At 36.3% G+C, this 17290-nt stretch carries 11 protein-coding genes and 2 pseudogenes; 4 read left to right on the top strand and 9 right to left on the bottom strand.

What is annotated here, in order from left to right; genetic code table 11:
• Positions 1–128: 128 nt before the first annotated feature.
• The 8 genes and pseudogenes from BCI01S_RS05150 to BCI01S_RS05120 all read right to left on the bottom strand — a co-directional run bounded on the left by BCI01S_RS05150 (position 129) and on the right by BCI01S_RS05120 (position 9788).
• On the bottom strand, positions 129–1898 hold the full coding sequence (locus tag BCI01S_RS05150) for an ABC transporter ATP-binding protein (RefSeq protein ID WP_082810002.1): 1770 nt from the start codon (positions 1896–1898) through the stop codon (positions 129–131).
• A 23-nt stretch (positions 1899–1921) separates the two neighbouring features.
• A complete protein-coding gene (locus BCI01S_RS05145; protein ID WP_061797031.1) occupies positions 1922–2761 on the bottom strand; it encodes a sugar phosphate isomerase/epimerase family protein in 840 nt (279 codons plus the stop codon).
• Positions 2762–2777: 16 nt separating this feature from the next.
• Positions 2778–3461 (bottom strand): rhamnogalacturonan acetylesterase, encoded by a 684-nt coding sequence (locus tag BCI01S_RS05140; protein ID WP_061797029.1) that lies wholly within the window; start codon positions 3459–3461, stop codon positions 2778–2780.
• Positions 3462–3498: 37 nt separating this feature from the next.
• A complete protein-coding gene (locus BCI01S_RS05135; RefSeq protein ID WP_061797025.1) occupies positions 3499–4236 on the bottom strand; it encodes an alpha/beta hydrolase in 738 nt (245 codons plus the stop codon).
• Positions 4217–5632, bottom strand: a complete 1416-nt coding sequence (gene uxaC / locus BCI01S_RS05130) for a glucuronate isomerase (protein ID WP_061797020.1) — start codon at positions 5630–5632, stop codon at positions 4217–4219. The genes BCI01S_RS05135 and uxaC overlap by 20 nt, the downstream gene beginning before the upstream one ends.
• Before the next feature lie 194 nt (positions 5633–5826).
• Positions 5827–7305: pseudogene (locus BCI01S_RS25885) on the bottom strand (UxaA family hydrolase); the annotation flags it as partial.
• 36 nt (positions 7306–7341) lie between these two features.
• Positions 7342–8760 (bottom strand): annotated as a pseudogene (locus BCI01S_RS25880) (tagaturonate reductase); the annotation flags it as partial.
• Between the two features lie 20 nt (positions 8761–8780).
• Positions 8781–9788, bottom strand: coding sequence for a LacI family DNA-binding transcriptional regulator (locus BCI01S_RS05120; protein WP_061797015.1), 1008 nt, complete (start codon positions 9786–9788; stop codon positions 8781–8783).
• 264 nt (positions 9789–10052) lie between these two features.
• On the opposite strand from BCI01S_RS05120, the gene BCI01S_RS05115 reads away from it, so the two are divergent.
• Positions 10053–12266: a helix-turn-helix transcriptional regulator gene (locus tag BCI01S_RS05115; RefSeq protein ID WP_047940890.1), complete on the top strand. Its 2214-nt coding sequence runs from the start codon at positions 10053–10055 to the stop codon at positions 12264–12266.
• 234 nt (positions 12267–12500) lie between these two features.
• Here the strand turns inward: BCI01S_RS05115 and BCI01S_RS05110 are convergent, their stop codons facing one another.
• A complete protein-coding gene (locus tag BCI01S_RS05110; protein WP_047940889.1) occupies positions 12501–13388 on the bottom strand; it encodes a carbohydrate ABC transporter permease in 888 nt (295 codons plus the stop codon).
• Positions 13389–13960: 572 nt separating this feature from the next.
• Between BCI01S_RS05110 and BCI01S_RS05105 the strand changes: the two genes are divergently transcribed.
• The 3 genes from BCI01S_RS05105 to BCI01S_RS05095 all read left to right on the top strand — a co-directional run bounded on the left by BCI01S_RS05105 (position 13961) and on the right by BCI01S_RS05095 (position 17194).
• Complete coding sequence (locus BCI01S_RS05105) at positions 13961–14890, top strand: ABC transporter permease (protein ID WP_213088026.1); 930 nt, start codon at positions 13961–13963, stop codon at positions 14888–14890.
• A 24-nt stretch (positions 14891–14914) separates the two neighbouring features.
• A complete protein-coding gene (locus BCI01S_RS05100; protein ID WP_061797006.1) occupies positions 14915–15562 on the top strand; it encodes a YesL family protein in 648 nt (215 codons plus the stop codon).
• 135 nt (positions 15563–15697) lie between these two features.
• Positions 15698–17194, top strand: a complete 1497-nt coding sequence (locus BCI01S_RS05095; RefSeq protein WP_061797000.1) for an extracellular solute-binding protein — start codon at positions 15698–15700, stop codon at positions 17192–17194.
• Positions 17195–17290: the final 96 nt, after the last annotated feature.

Below are 17290 nucleotides of genomic sequence, written 5' to 3'. Positions count from 1 at the left end.
AGCGGGGAGGGAATCAGCCAAAGCGGGGAGGGAATCAGCCAAAGTAGGGAGGGAATCAGCCAAAGCGGATAGGAAATCAGCCAAAGCAAGCAGGATCCCCTTTTAGATAGGGGATCATCTGCTTTCTACTAGCTTTGTAGTTGTTTTAATCGGAAGAACTTACCTTTTTTATCCATTAACTCGTCATATGTACCAAATTCACTGCAGCTACCATTTTCAATCACAGCAATTTTATCGGCCTTTTTTATGGTGGATAATCGATGGGCTACGATGAAGGTGGTTCTATTTTTGCATAAAATAGATAATGCTTCTTGAATTTTTGTTTCGGAATGGCTATCAAGGGCAGAGGTAGCTTCATCTAGAATAATTACCTTTGGATTCCGGATAAGTGCCCTGGCAATGGAGACCCTTTGTCTTTGCCCACCAGACAGTTTATCTCCGTGTTCCCCTATTTTTGTATCTAAACCATCGGGCAATTTCTGAATGACTTCCCAAAGATTTGCACCTTTAAGAACTTCCTTTAGGCGTTCTTCTGAGACGCTAGGCATTCCGTAAGTAACATTTTCTCTAATCGTTCCAGAGAAGAGAATAGTTGATTGAGGTACAACTGCCAAATGATTTCGATATGAGCGTAAATCAAGAAAGGCCATATCGTGCCCATCTAATAGGATCTTTCCTTTTGTCGGTTGGATATAGCCAATTAATAAATGAAGAATGGTGGACTTTCCAGAACCAGATTCTCCCACAAAGGCAATTGTTTCTCCTTGTTTTATTTCTAAGTTTAAACTATGGAGAATGTCCCTCTTTTCATTTGTATAGCGGTATGCGACGTTTTGGATAACAAAATGCCCTTTTACTTCCTTTAGTCTTTTTTTATTTTCATGTTTCTCCACTTCACCTGCTGTAAGAACTTCGCCAATAGATTCAACAGATTCCATTCCTTTTGCAATAGTTGGAATTAAAGTAATCATACTAGAAACAGAGTTAACTACTGTTGTAAAGTATGTTTGATACATGACGACTTCACCAGGAGTAATGGTTCCTTTTAATGCAAGAATACCGGTAAATACTAAACAAATAATTTGAAAGAGTTGAAAGCTAGCCCAACTTACAGCTCCAAATAAGGATTGAATCATATCTAAATGAAATCCTTTTGACAAAATTTGCTGGAAACGATTATTTAAACGAGAGACTTCTTGCTTCTCTAAAGCATGTGCTCGAGCAATGGGAACTAATTCAATCATTTCAATGACTCGTGCTGATGTTTCTTCCATTTCTTTTCGGAATTCTGAATTCGAGTGCCTAATTTTTTTTCGAAAGGCTACAATGATAATGGCAGAAATAGGAACAGTTAGAATAAAAAATAAAAAAACAGTTGGACTATTATATAAAGTTATTCCTAGTGCAACAATTAAATTCACAAGTATGTTTAAGCTCGAGACGAATACTTGGGAAGAAAGAGTTTGAACAGCTTCTACATCTCGCATGATTTTTGATTGGAGACGTCCAGACTGCATTTCTTTATGAAAGGGAATGGATAATTCCTGCAATTTTTTGATAAGAGAAGCGCGTAGTCCGGATTCCACGCTGCGAATAGCTATACTATTATATTTCGTATGATAATAATTAGTGAGGATATTTTGTAATACCAGAATCACCATAATGATGGCATTTATATAAATGGTACGAATGCCGCCACCATCTTTTATGGTAGCGGCATTTATTACATTGGCTATTGCAATCGGCATGACCCATGCTGGAATATGTTTAATCGTATAAAAAACAGCAGATAACAATAGTTTTATATAATGTCCTTTGTAGAGATGGATTAGTACTTTGAAAGAGTTCTTTTGGTGGGTGTCATAGCTTTGCTGAACAATTTCCTCTAATGTATCCAAGGTATTCACTCCTTAAAAACGCCTTATAAACGGTGATACATCTCTCTTATATGGGTGATGGCTGGCCCAATTGCGTTTCCTTGTGTTTCTTCTAAAGTAGCATGAAGAAAAGGTCTATCGTATTTTAGATAAGTGAGAATTGGTTCAAAGTTTAGCATTCCCTTACCAACAGGGACGATCTCTATTTTTCCTTTATTCACTGTAAAGTCTTTAAGATGAATCATAGCAATATGATCATGTAACAAGTCTAATGCTTCATTTAGAATAAATTCTCTTTCTGAGACATTATGGACGTTTATTAGATTCGCAATATCTAGAATGATTTTTAAATGAGGAGACTGTACCTCGTCTATGAGACGTTTTGCTAATGGAGCAGAATAGAGAGGGTGGTTAAGCCCAGCTTCGATTCCCACCGTTATTCCAAAGTATTCAGCATATTCTACTAGTTCCAGCACAGAGCTCCTAGCGATTTGATAAGCTTCTTCTGTGAAATTTTCAGGAGTAAAACCTTCGCTTACACTGCCAGTTTCTGTACCAACGAGGCTGGCACGAAAATCTCGAGCAAGCTGTATATGGGTTTTAAAATCATTTAATGCCTTATGGCGCACAGCAAGATTTCGACTCGAAATATTAACATAGCAGCCTAATGTGCTAATTTTTATCCCGTTATTAGCAAAGTAATCGCCAAAAAAACTGGCTATTCCTGGTGATAGACTTTGAAAGGAGGGGACATAATCTGGAAAAGACTTTTTTATCGCAAATTGAATATTGGTAAATTGATAGTCTCTTAACTGCTTACATAATTCCTCGAGGCTTAGTTGGCCTAAATCATGAGCACGAATACCAAGATTAAGTGTTAACATTGGATTCCCTCCTGAATTAATTTTTAAAAAACTTTTTTAAAGGTAGATCACTTCCTTTTATTGCATTACATATCAGCTTGGCAATTGTACCGGCTCCCTGGTCATTGAAATGAGTATCATCTTTTACTCCATTTGGATAATTGCTGGATTCATGGGCCTCAAGGTGGAGAAAAAGGTTCCTGGATAAGTCTGGGCCAAGGGATTGAAACAAGTCTATTGATTTTTTATGAATATCTAGAAGTGTTACATTGTAAGTCTTGGCGAGTTCCCTCATAGCTTGTGGGTATTCACCAAGAGACATATGATCAATAAGCTGATTTCTAAAATGCCTTCGAGAAACGGAAGTAAGTAATACTGGGTGTGCGTTATGCTTATTGGCGGTATGAATAAATGTATGCAAGTTTGTTTGATAGTCTCCGTATGGATCTGTTCCGCGAGCTTGGTCATCTTTTTGGTCGTTATGTCCAAATTGAATAAAGAGATAATCTCCAGGACGAATTGCCTGTTCAATGGCAGTTAGTCGTCCTTCGTTTATAAAAGATTTGGTACTTCTTCCATTTACAGCTCTATTATCAATAATAATTTGGTCTGTGAAAAAGGAGGAAAGTTTTTCTCCCCAACCCGTTTCTGGACGCTTATCTGGTGTTTTTTCTGCGGCGGTAGAATCACCTGCTAGAAATATAGTTATCTTGTCTGACATAATTCCCCCTCCAATATTCACTTTAATGAAATGATTATCATGACAAAGTAGTTTTTAACCAAGCTTCTGCTAAACTCAACCAGCGATGGACATAGGGAGATTCCTCTGCTAATGCCAGCCCATGTTTCCCAGAAGGAAAAATATGATATTCAAAAGGAATGTTAAATTTGGCTAAACTTTCGGCTAACATGATGGTATTTTGAATAGGGACTGATTGATCATCAGCAGTGTGCCACATAAAGGTGGGCGGCATATGTTCGTCGACCAAATGTTCAATCGAATAAGCCTCAACTAAATGGTTAGGCGGATTTTTCCCCAAAAAATGCTCTCGGCTTCCAGAATGCCCATAAGGTTCCGTGAAGGTAACAACTGGATAGCATAATACTAGCGCATTAGCACGATTGTTTATTTTGGTACAAGCAAGACTTGCTAGATGTCCACCAGCAGAAAAGCCAAGCACACCTATTTTATTTTCTAATAAATTCCAATCCTTGGCATTATTTCGTAGTTGACTAAATACTTCTTCTAGTTCCTTTATAATGCTTGTATGATTGATTGTTCCAACAGGATAATAGAGAATTCCAGCATGATAACCAATCGAATGAAGCCATTTTACAATTGGCTGTGCCTCTTTTTCAGATAAATGGTGGTACCCTCCACCTGGACAAACGAGAATGAAGGGTCTTTTTTTATTATCTAAAAGGGAAAGGTGTAATGTCATATGCTGATTTTCTTCTGAACTGTGGTTATAGTTATCATTGATGATTTTCGACATAAGAATGCTCAAATCCGAAATATTGTTTAGCATTATGGTAGCTAATGTCCTTAACTAAGCTTCCAAGCAAGTCCTCGTCCTCTGGGGCTTCACCTCGTTCGACAATTTCTCCGATAAATTCACAGAGCACTCGGCGGAAATATTCATGTCTTGTGTACGATAGAAAGCTTCGTGAGTCTGTTAACATCCCGACAAAGGTGGAAAGGAGACCAGTGTCACTAAGAACGGTTAATTGATGGCGCATCCCAGCTCTCGTATCGTTATACCACCATCCTGAACCTAGCTGAAGCTTTCCAGGTGTGTGTTTTTGATAAGATCCCATTAAAGTAGCTAAAACAAAGAAGTCATTTGGGTTCAGGGAATAAAGAATTGTTTTCGGTAATTTCCCCTCTTTTTCTGCACGGTCTAACAGACGCTGCAAGGGTATGGTAAGAGGGAGATCGTTCACACCATCATATCCAGTATCAGGACCTAATTGGTCAAACATTGCTGAATTCGTATTGCGATATGCATGGATATGAAGCTGCATTGTCCAATTATGCTCATGATAAAAACCGATTAAGCGAGTTAAGGTTTCTGTACGATATGCACTGATTTCATATGGGGATAATGCTTCATTTTTAAGTCTTTTTTGAAAAATCAATTCCAGTGTTTTCTCATCTGCTTCTTCATAGGTCAATATATCCAGTGCATGATCCGATAATTTTCCGCCCATTTGATGGAAATAATCAACACGTGCTTTAAGTGCCTCTATTAATCCTTGATAGGAATTAATCGTAATATGTGATTGTATACTTAGCCTTTCTACCCATTCGATAAATCCATCTTGGTCAATATTTAATGCTTTATCGGGACGGAAAGAGGGAAGTACTTGAAAATGTCGTTCTGTGTTCTTTAAGCGTTCATGGTAATGCAAATCATCAGTCGGGTCATCGGTCGTACAAACTACTTTAACATTTGAATTGATGATAATATTGCGACGCTTAAAGTCAGCGGTAGCCAATTTCTCATTGGCTAAATCCCAAATAAGAGGGGCATTCTCCTCATTCAGTAATAAATCAATGCCAAAGAAACGTTTTAGCTCTAAATGGGTCCATGTATATAAGGGATTACCAATTGTTTTAGGTACTGTGCGTGCCCAAGCTAAAAATTTGTCATAATCAGAGGCATCGCCAGTAATGTGAGTCTCTGGGATACCGTTTGCGCGCATTAATCGCCATTTATAGTGATCACCTGCTAACCAGGCTTCTGTAAGATTTTTAAAGTTTTTATTCTCATAAATTTCTTTCGGATCTAAGTGACAATGATAGTCGATGATAGGCATCTGCTTTGCATGGTCGTGAAATAGTTTTTGAGCGATATCATTTTTTAATAGAAATTGGTCATTTAGAAACATTAGAATCCCTCTTTCGTTATTTTTTTATAATTCGTGTTTAATAGTGCTTTTATTGTCTCAGTGCCCAAAAGCTCAACGATAGATTGCAAAAGGAAACAGAGAGAGCGTCAGCATTACTACTTTCAATGAATGCACCACAGGTTAACACTATGTTTCTATAAATCTTCTCTATCATAGCCTCATTGACCTATCTTTTATAAAGTAACTCCTGTTTTAAATATAGCGATTTCGCGAACACCATTTGCTTCATTACGTGTTTTTTCTCCACTTGCGACCGCTATTACTTTTTCAATAAATTCCTCTAATACTTCATTCATTGGTCGTTCTAGTAAAGGACCGGCATTAAAGTCCATCCAATGCCTTTTATGTTCATAAATGGTAGAATTGGTTGCTACTTTTACGGTTGGAACAAAACTGCCAAAAGGCGTTCCTCGGCCTGTTGTAAATAAAACTAAATGACAATCAGCAGCGGCAAGCGCAGAAGAAGCTACTAGATCATTGCCTGGTGCTTGCAATAGGCTTAGCCCTTTTTTGGAGATTTTCTCTCCATACTGCAGTACATCTACAACCGGTGCTGTTCCAGCCTTTTGTGTACAGCCTAATGATTTATCTTCTAGAGTGGTAATCCCTCCAGCCTTATTTCCTGGGGAAGGATTTTCATAAACAGGCTCCCCATAAGAATGAAAGTAGTGTTTAAAATCATTGATTAAATGGACGATATCTTCGAAAACCTTTTCATTTTCTGCTCTAGCCATAAGCATTTGTTCTGCACCAAACATTTCAGGGACTTCTGTTAGGATAGTGCTGCCCCCTTGGGAAATTAAGAAGTCCGAAAAAGCTCCTAATAGCGGATTAGCCGTAATTCCAGAGAAACCGTCGGAACCGCCACATTTTAGGCCAACATTTAGCTCGGCAATTGGAATAGGTTCTCTCTGATCATTTTTAGCAGCTTCATATATCTCTTCTAATAGTTCTAAGCCTGCTTCTACTTCGTTGCCTACCTCTTGTGCAACTAAGAATTTAACTCTTTTTCCATCATAATCTCCTAGTAACTCTCTAAATTCAGCAACAACGTTATTTTCACAGCCTAATCCAAAAACAAGTACTCCGCCAGCATTCGGGTGGCTCACAGCGTCTATTAATATACTGCGAGTATTTTCATGGTCTTCTCCTAATTGGGAGCAGCCGTAGGGATGCTTTAAAATGGTAATATTATCGAATGTACCTAAGTCAGGATGGAGAGCTTCAAATTCTTTCAGCATATATTCTGCCGTTCCGTTTACACAGCCAACGGTCGGTACAATATATAAGTCATTGCGAATTCCTACTTTTCCATTTGCCCGTCTGTATCCTTGGAAGGTAAGATCCTTTTTAGGGTATTTTACTTGGTGGATATCTTGCTCATACGTATATTCAAGTTCTCCATCTAAATTTGTTTTTACATTATGCGTATGAAGCCAATCCCCCCGCGTAATCTCCGTCAGCGTATGTCCGATAGGATAGCCATATTTGATCACATTGCTAGATTTTTGAATATCAGTTAAGGCTATTTTATGGCCTTGGGGAATATCAGCTTTAGCTGTGATCGAGATGCCATCAAGATAGACTGTTTCCGCTGCGTTAATTGGTCTTAGGGCAACCGCGACATTGTCTCGCTCATTTAGTTTTAATAGAGAAGGAGGCCGCTTTTCGTTATTTAGCTTTTGTAAAACAGCTCGGGCACCGTCTTTTCTAAGCATATGGATATATGCAGTTACTTCTTCCGCAAGGTTAGGAATAGTGGTTAAGTCTGTATCCCATAAATTTTTGTCATTCAAAATAGTAAAAGCGATAGTTTCAGGATTTTCCCAAGCGTTTGAAAAGGCCTCAAGGACTTCATCGCTATCCTTTGGTTTATATTGTGTTCCCCTGTAGGTTAGGAATAAAGCAGCAAGAGAAGCAGTCATATATGGAGGCAATTGCTGCTGTTTTTCTTGGTATTTAATTAGCAGCGGTAATAAGCGTGCTTTATATTTAGAAACACTGTTTAAAGCAATGGATGATAATTCATGGCGGATAAAGGGATTTTTAAAGCGTTCGATTATAGATTTTGCATATGCCTTTAAGTCATCTAAAGGGAGAGGTAATAATGGCATAATTTCTTGCTGCATTAATTGATTAATAAAGACCGCAAAATCTGCATCATTCATCACATCTTCCACAGTTTCAAGACCAGCAAGTAATCCAAGTGGGACCATCGCTGTATGCGGGCCATTTAATAAGTGAACCTTTCGTTCTCGATATGGTGTCATATCATCGGTTACCAGTACATTCAATCCCGCCTTTTCGAGAGGAAATGATTCTTTTAATTCTTGTGGACCTTCAATGACCCATAATAAATAAGGCTCTGCTTTAACCATTAAGTTATCAATATAGCCATGTTCCTCATTAAGCAGATTTGCTGTATCACGTGGATAACCTGGAACAATGCGATCTACTAAGCTGCAGCAGAATATATTTTCAGCATGAATCCAGCTAATAAATTCCTCTTCTAAATTCCATAGACTTGCATATTGTAAGACAATTTCTTTAAGTTGATCACCGTTACGATCGATTAACTCACAAGGAATAATCGTAAATCCTGGTTTTTTTAATTGAAAGCGCTTGAATAGTAAGGCAGTAAGTTTTCCAGGAAAACTAGTTGAAGGTTGATCGATAGAACAATCCCTTTCATCAAATTGTATTCCAGCTTCTGTAGTATTAGAAATAATAAAGGCCAATTCTTCTTGTTCTGCCAATTGTAAATAAGTTTCCCATTCTTCATAAGGATTAATTAATCGATTAGCAGTTGTAATAATTTCACTCGTCTGAACCATTTGACCTTGATAGAACCCCTCAAGCACGACAGTATAAAGGTAATCTTGTTCTTCTAAGGTTGGATTCGAAACATGCTTGGTCGGCTTCACTAACACAGCACTACCGTTGAATAAATGCTGGTTATTCATTTGTTGTAGTTGCCAATTAAGAAATCCTCTCATGAAATTTCCTGATCCAAATTGAATGACCTTTTCTGGAAAAAAAGACAAATTAGGTTTTAATTGCTTTGAAAGCTTTTCCACTATAGTTCCTCCTTTTGCACACGTTAACATTTTATGATAAAGCAAAACAGTTATGACTGTTTTGTTGGAAAACTAAGCGATTCTCTTATAACTAAGAATGTGTCTACTAAGATTTGTGTCTTTTCTAATGTTCCGTTATTCATTAATGCAATGAGCATTTGCATGCCAATTTCGCTGATTTTATCAATAGGCTTATGAATAGTGGTTAGAGCTGGAGTAGAGTATTGCGCAAAAGCTATATCATCAAATCCAATGATTGAGATATCATTTGGCACTTTCCTCTCTTTCGAAAAACAAGCTTTTAACGCACCGATTGCCATATCATCGTTTGCGCAAAATACAAGACTAGGCGGAGTCGGCAGATCTAGCAATTGCTTCATTTTTTCAAAGCCGCTTTCCATACTATAATCCCCATTGACCATAAATTCAGGCTGTACAGGAAGCCGATGTTTCGATAAGCTATTGACAAATCCTTGTTTCCTTTCAGCTGAGGAACGGAAAGAGCTTTTTCCATTAATGTACGCTAAATTCTTATGACCAAGGCTAATCGCCTCATCGATAGCCTGTTCTACACCTTGTTGATCGTTTGCCGAAACATTTGGAATAGAAGGATCATCTAGTCTGCGATTTAGTACAACCAAAGGTATGCCGGTTTGTTGTATATAGTAAATAAATGCATTGTCTGTGTCACTTTGGCTTAGTACGATAATCCCGTCAAATCGTTTGGAAATGATTTTGTCAAAATGGACTAATGTATCAATACCGTTTACTGCAATACTGTAGTTTTCATCTAGCACAGAATTAACACCTTTTATTACATCTACAAGAAAACTTGAACTTGTTCCATGGCTGATACTAGAGAAAAAAACGCCAATTGTGTAAGATTTCTGGTTTACGAGACTTTTAGCATTAAAGTTTGGTACATAATGTAATTCTGCTGCAATTTTTTTAATTTTGTCTTTGGTTGCAGGTTTAATAAGGGGACTATCATTCAGCGCTCTTGACACAGTGGTGTGCGAAACGCCTGCAAGCTTTGCGATATCCTTAATGGTAACCATAGTTCCTCCTGATAATAATGTTAACGTTCACATTTTATAATTCTTCAGGCAGTTTGTCAATCGGTCATTTGCTGCACACGTGAAAAATCCACTCGCAAAAGATAGACTAGATATGCTATTATATGTATATTCTAATCCAAATTATAGAAAATAATCATTTCATAATAGATAAGAAAATGATTATTTTTCGTATTAAAAATTGTTGAATAATTTGATAACGCTTACAATAAAAGTGTGTTAAGAGGAAATAAGGAGTGTGAGGATTTGAAGAAATTAAGGTTGTTTTACAAATTATTTTTCCCCTTTTTTCTATTAGGGATTAGTATTGTAGTTGGCTTTAGTGTATTTATCTATAACTCTACCTATCACTCCGTCGAAGAGGAATTTCTGAAGGACAAACAAAATTATACAAAACAAATTCTTAATAATGTAGAGCAAAAGGTGCGAACGATTGAATATGGATATACGGCATATAGTTCTACTGCAAACTTTGAGACGATTTTTAAGAAGCCGTTATCAGGAAAAGACTTTGATACATATCGTGATATAAAAAAAGAAATCAGTTATATAGAAATGATGGGAATAGAAGGAAGTAAGCATAATTTAATCAGCCTGGCAGAAAATTGGGGAATAATTGACGGCTCTTTAAAGAAATTATCGGAAGAGGAAATTGCTGGGTATAAGGAAAAGTATGTGGAAAAGGCGAAGCAAAGCTTATTTTGGAGACCAACAAGTACTGGAATTGAGATGATTATGACTTTACCTGTTTATCAACGTGATAAATTTGCTTTAGGAATATCTAATATTCCAAGAAGCAGCATTGATGAGATTGTTGATAATGAACAAGATAGTTTAGTAGAAATATATAATAGTAAAAATGAATTACTATATTCAAGTAGACAAAAGGAAAGGCTGTTGTCTCACGAGAATTATGAGAAAATGATAAACGAGGGAGAGAATATCAAAATAGTAGACACAGAGGGTAAAAAGTTTGTGTATGCTCAGTCAGACTATAATCGCTGGATTTATGTTGTACAGATTAACCCAAAAGAAATCTCTAATATGATTAATAATACAAGGATTGGTTTACTCATTGTCTCGACCTTATTGATTATTTTGGTCGGTATCATTTCCTATATGTTAGCAAATTCTTTTTCAAGACCTATCCGCAAATTACAGGAGAAATTAGCAATAGATCATCTAAGTGGGCAGAAGAATGAACTCTCCCTTGTTGCTGATTCTGTTGACAAGATTATTGGTCAGAATGAAACATTAATGGCTAGCTTAACCATGCAAAAACCACAGCTTGAGACGCTGTTTGTCTTAAGCTTATTTAGAAATAGAATAACAACAAATGAAGCTAAGCACAGGTTAAAACAATTTGGCTATTTCTTTAATGATACGCATCATTTTTACACAGGATTAATACAAATTGACAATATGGATAGCCAAAAAATTGTTGAGAAAGATTTATACTTATTGGCTTTAAATAATATTGTCGAAGAAATAGTCCCTGCTAAGGAAAGATTGATACCTATTGTATTAAATGATGAGATGCAAGCAACCATATTTATAACCGATGTAAATGATCATGATTCCAGTCGAAGAATTATGAAGTATTATGAGGAAATACAATCTGCGGCAAAGGAATATTTAAATATCACTATCAGTATAGGGATAAGTCCTGTTTATCAAACATTAATTAGTAGTAAAAAGGCAGTTGATTTAGCAAAAGAAGCGCTGCATTATCGTGTAAATGTAGGACCAGAGTCTATCATTTTTTATGATGATATTGCTCCTCTCTTGAATGATGCTTCTATTTCTAAATATCCTGTAGAATTGCAAAATGAACTTTTAAATACGATTCGCTCAGGAAATGAGGAGGAAGTGCAGGAGACAGTAGATACCTTAATTAACGAAATCTTCCGGATGAATAAAAATCCGGTCAGCTTAGAAGTAACACTTATTCGGTTAATAAATGAGATTATTCAACTTGGGCAGCTGTTAGGTGCAGAGGCGAAGATTTTTGATAGTATAAAGCCGCTTTATTATGAAGCGATTAATGCCTATTATCCTGCTCGAATAAAACAAATGCTAATTGAACATCTTATTACGCCAATTATTATCAGCACACAGGATAAAACGGATAAGGAGTTTCGATCTTTATCTGATAAAATTGTTCAAATCATTCAGACAGAGTATGACCAGGAAATTTCTTTAGACGTTATTGCTGACCGTCTTCATTATAATCCGAATTACTTAAGCAGCGTTTTCAAGAAAGAATATGGAGAAAACTTTGTTGACTATCTAATGGGATTCCGACTGCAAAAGGCTAAATCCCTGCTAGAAGAAACAAATATGCCAATTAAGGAGATTGCCGAAAAACTCCAATATCGAAATTCTCAAAACTTCATCCGTTTTTTTAAAAAGAAAGTAGGCATGACCCCAGGGGATTATCGGAAACAATATAATCATTAATTAAAAAGCGTGCAAGAAAGAGCTTATTCTTGCACGCTTTTTATGAACCGCAATTAAGATAGTCTTGAGCACATCCTGAATTTCTGTGAGAATAAGAGATAACATCATAACCGGTAAGGACAAGCCAGATGAGAAAGGGTTCTCTTTTAAATGTATGAGGATATAAGTTACTAGAATATCGTTTTGTTGACTGGTAAACAAATTGCTGTCAATAAAAGCATCTTTTCTGTAACGTCATCCCTTTACAGAGCCTACCAACGCTCCTTTGACAAAATATTTTTGAACAAATGGGTATGCAATAAGCATTGGTACTGTTGCTATAACAATAACGGCCATCTTAATCGTTTGCGCAGGTGGAATAACGTCAACTGACGAACCTTCTGCTTGCATGCCGCTTGAAACAATAACAATCTGTCGCAATAAAACTTGAATTGGCCATTTCGTAGAATCATTAATATAAAGAATAGCTGTCATATAAGTATTCCAATAGGTAACGGCATAAAACAAAGAAATGGTCGCAATAGATGGTAGTGCCAATGGCAGCATAATCTTCCAAAAGACTCCTAAATCTGTGCAGCCATCCATTTTAGCTGATTCTTCTAAACTATCCGGTAGTGCTTGAAAGAAGTTTCTCATAATAATTAAATTAAACGCATTAATTGCTACAGGCAGTATCAAAGACCAATAAGAATCAATTAATCCAAAGGCTTTAACTACTAAGAAGGTAGGGATCATGCCACCGCTAAATAACATAGAGAATACAACAAGAAAGTTAAGAAATCCTCTTCCATTAAGATATTTACGTGATAAGCCATAGGCCATCAAAGATGTTAGGACCATACTTACTAAAGTACCGACGCCAGTAACGCCAACGGATACCGCTAAAGACTTAAAGAGTGTTGGCGTAGAAAGAATATAACGGTATGCATCTAATGAGAAAGTTTCAGGAATCAGAATAAATCGTTTAGCTACAACTTCTTGTGTAGAAGCAAAGGAACTAGCTATAACATTTACAAAAGGCAGAAAACAAATTAAGGCAATAATGATTAAAATGGTTCCATTAATAATGGAAAAAACCCGTCCTCCTTTTGTTATTTTCTTATTTTTATACACTTTTTCCATATAGATCCTCCTTCTTATTTTGTCTAACTACAACTTACAACTATTGATGATGTTTTATTGCTCGGATTAGGACTGTAAACCGAGCCACAAGCAGTTAAGGAAAGGTCCGTTTTTCATAAAGTTGTTTTCTTTTTCCGCAGCTGGGAATACACTTTGCTATCCGTATGGCGAATATCTGCAGATCCTTTTAGAAGCCTTCATAAAGTCAACACTCTTTGTAGAAAACAGCCTAAGAAATAGATATACTCTCTTACTATAAAGTTACTTTATCAAGAGAAGATAATTACGTATATAATCAATATTTCAGGAAAAGAAAACGCTTGCCGAGTTCGTTTTTTTCGATTGAAGAGGCAGATAATCATTTGAACAAAATGGTAATCATTACATTGGGTGGGGAAGAGGAAACTATTGATAGAATAAGGTTTTGTAAGCGTTATCAAATAATGATTATATACGTAATTATGCTTTTTCCATATGCTTAAGGTATGAATTAAACATCACACCATAAAGTAAGGGGGTAAATAATGGAAAGCGTCATTAAGCCTAATGATCAGACATTACCTGAGTTAACTATGAAGCAGCGAAAGAAGATTAGAAGACAAAAAACTTGGGCTAATATGAGAAAGAACAAACTTCTATATTTAATGATTTTCCCTGGCTTTCTCTATTTTATTATTTTCAAATATTTACCGATGGGCGGATTGATCATTGCTTTTCAAGATTATCAACCGTTTTTAGGGATTGTGGGCAGCCCATGGGTAGGGATGAAGCATTTTATTCGCTTATTTACAGAACCAACCTTTTTTATGCTTTTAAGTAATACACTTATTTTATTTGCTTTAAATATTTTCATTTTCTTTCCCATGCCGATCATCTTAGCGCTTATGCTAAATGAAGTCAAAAACAAATATTTTAAATCTGGTATCCAAACGTTAATTTATATCCCCCATTTTATGTCATGGGTAATTATTGTTTCCATTACATATGTCTTTTTAAATGTTGATGGTGGATTGATTAATGAAATGTTAGCAGCAATGGGCTTTAATAAAGTCAGTTTTTTAACTTCGCCTGATTGGACGCGAACCGTTTATATTGCACAAGTAATTTGGAAAGAATTAGGCTGGTCGACTATCATATATATCGCCGCTATTACAGCTGTAGATACTCAATTATATGAAGCAGCGGAAATGGATGGAGCAGGACGACTGCGCAAAACATGGCATGTAACATTACCGGCCATTCGACCAGTAATTATTACTTTATTAATCTTAAAAATTGGCAGCACGTTAGATTTAGGATTTGAACACATGTATCTCTTATTGAATTCATTAAATAGAAGTGTCGCAGAGATTTTTGACACCTATATTTATACAGCTGGTTTGAAGAATGGACAATTAAGCTTTAGTACGGCTGTTGGTTTATTTAAGGGATTAGTAGGATTAGTTTTAGTTATGCTTTCAAATAAGCTTGCCAAGAAGTTTGGTGAGGATGGGGTTTATTAAAGTTAGGAGAAAGTGAGGAATTGGATGTTAAAATCAGTGGAAAAAATAAATCACATTTTTACAACAATATTAAACTTAGTTTATGTGAATTTCCTCTGGTGGCTCTTTACTTTATTAGGATTGGGGATATTTGGGGCAGGACCAGCAACCTATGCACTAGTTAGTATCATGAGACAGTGGATGAGGGGAAATACCAGTCTCCCTATCTTTTCTTCTTATTGGAAGTATTACAAAGAGTCCTTCAAGGAATCCATAGTTACTAGCTGGATTTATTTACTACTCGGCTATGTGTTAGTAATCGATTTACTCCATGTTACAAACTGGTATCTCAAAGTATGCTTGATGATCATATTCTCGTTATATTTCCTTTCTGCCGTTTATATTTATCCATTAATGGCTCATTATAACTGGAAAGGAATATTCTTTCGCATAAAGATGTCCTTTATCTTTGGTTTTTCTTGCTTGCAATATTCTCTATTATTGTTTGTTGTGATTGGCGCTACCTATTGGACAGCAATCACATTTTTTCCTGGGATTCTCACTTTCTTCGGTATTAGTTTCTTATTTTATATGATTACTTGGACAGCAAATCAAGTGTTTACTAGAATGGAATTACAAAATACAGAAGAAGTAGAAGATACAACCGTCTATCCTACGCTTAACGGACAGTAAGACTTAATTTTTAGCTTATCCAATTCGGGGAAGATAGGTGGGAAAGCATCGATATAGATCCGAATGGTTCCACTAATCAGTGCAAACATTCATTGATGGAACTTTCGCTTTATCAAATTGTAAAGGAGCGTTTAAATGAAAAAACTATCAAAGTTAGCCAGTATTAGTTTAGCAGGTATGTTGTTATTAGCGGGTTGTAGTGGAGGAAAAGAACAATCATCTGGGACGTATGATGAAAATAGTAAGGCTGAAATTACGTGGCTGAATATTCTACATACGGCATCTCCTCCAACAGATACTATTTTAGATAAAATCGAAGAGAAAACGAATGCTGAAATTAAATTTTCGTGGATACCGGACGCTTCAAAGGAAGAAAGAATTAATACTGCATTAGCCTCTGATTCATTAGCCGATATTGTTACTTTAACTATTCTGGAAAATTCCTCTGTCCGTAATGCATTGAAGTCTGGAATGTTTTGGAATGTAGAAGATTATTTAGATGAATTCCCTAATCTAAAGGAAATTTCACAAGATGTACGTGATTCTGCTTCCATAGAAGGGAAGCTCTATGGTATTCCCTTTCAGAAGGATTTAGCACGTAATGGTGTCGTTTTACGTAAAGACTGGCTTGATAATTTAGGTCTTGAAGTTCCGAAGACTGTTGATGAATTAATGGAAGTTTCGAAAGCGTTTACAGAAAATGATCCTGATGGTAATGGGCAGAATGATACAACTGGATTTGTAGATCGGAACGATTTAATATATGGAGCCTTTAAAACATTAAGTTCTTATTTCGGTACACCTAATGTGTGGGAAATGGATGAAAATGGAGACTTCATTCCGGAATTTGAAACGGATGGTTATGTAAAAACAATGGATTATATGAAGGAGCTGTATAGCAATGGCTGGATAAATAAAGACTTTGCCGTTACAGCAAAAACAGACCAGCAGCAAAGCTTTGCACAGGGAAAAGCAGGAATTTATATTGGCGCCCTTTTCGATGCTAAAAACCTGCAAACGATGGCTACAGGCATCCAAGATAATATGGAATTAGCATTAGTGAACGATATGGTATCGGAATCTAATCCTGAACGTGCCATTTGGGCTGCAAATAATGGAATTGGCGGATTATTGGCCTTTCCGCGTTCAGAAGTAAAGGATGAAGCAGAATTAAAGAGAATTCTTAAGTTTGTAAATGATTTACTAGATCCAGAAATTTACACATTAATGACATATGGTTTGGAAGATGTCCATTATAAACTAACAGATGATGATTCATATGAAATTATCAATCAGGATTTATGGACACAGGAAGTGCAGCCATTCGCGGCTTCTAGACCAAAAGAGTCAGGCTATAATTTGAAAGATCCAAACCCAATTAAAGCATTAGCAGATGAAATGATTGCAGACAATGCGAATTATGCCGTGTTAAATCCTGCTTATTCTTTAGAATCTGCAACCAATACATCACAAGGATCAGAATTACAAAAGATTATTACTGATGCCACATACCAGTATATTTTAGGCGAAATAGAACTGGATGGCTTCAAACAGGCTGTAAAGACATGGGGAGATTCTGGCGGAAACACGATTAAAGAGGAATATAAAGCAGCATACGAACAAACGAAATAATTTTGAATAAAGGTGAGGGGAAAGCAGATTTCGGCTAGACACTCACCTTAAAAAATTTAAAAACAAGATTTTTATAAGGCAAGCAACAATCTTCAT

The sequence above is a fragment of the Niallia circulans NBRC 13626 genome (assembly GCF_001591585.1).
Lineage (GTDB): Bacteria > Bacillota > Bacilli > Bacillales > Cytobacillaceae > Niallia > Niallia circulans.
Note: the sequence above shows the minus strand (reverse complement) of the source record. Positions and strands in the feature narration are given on the sequence as shown.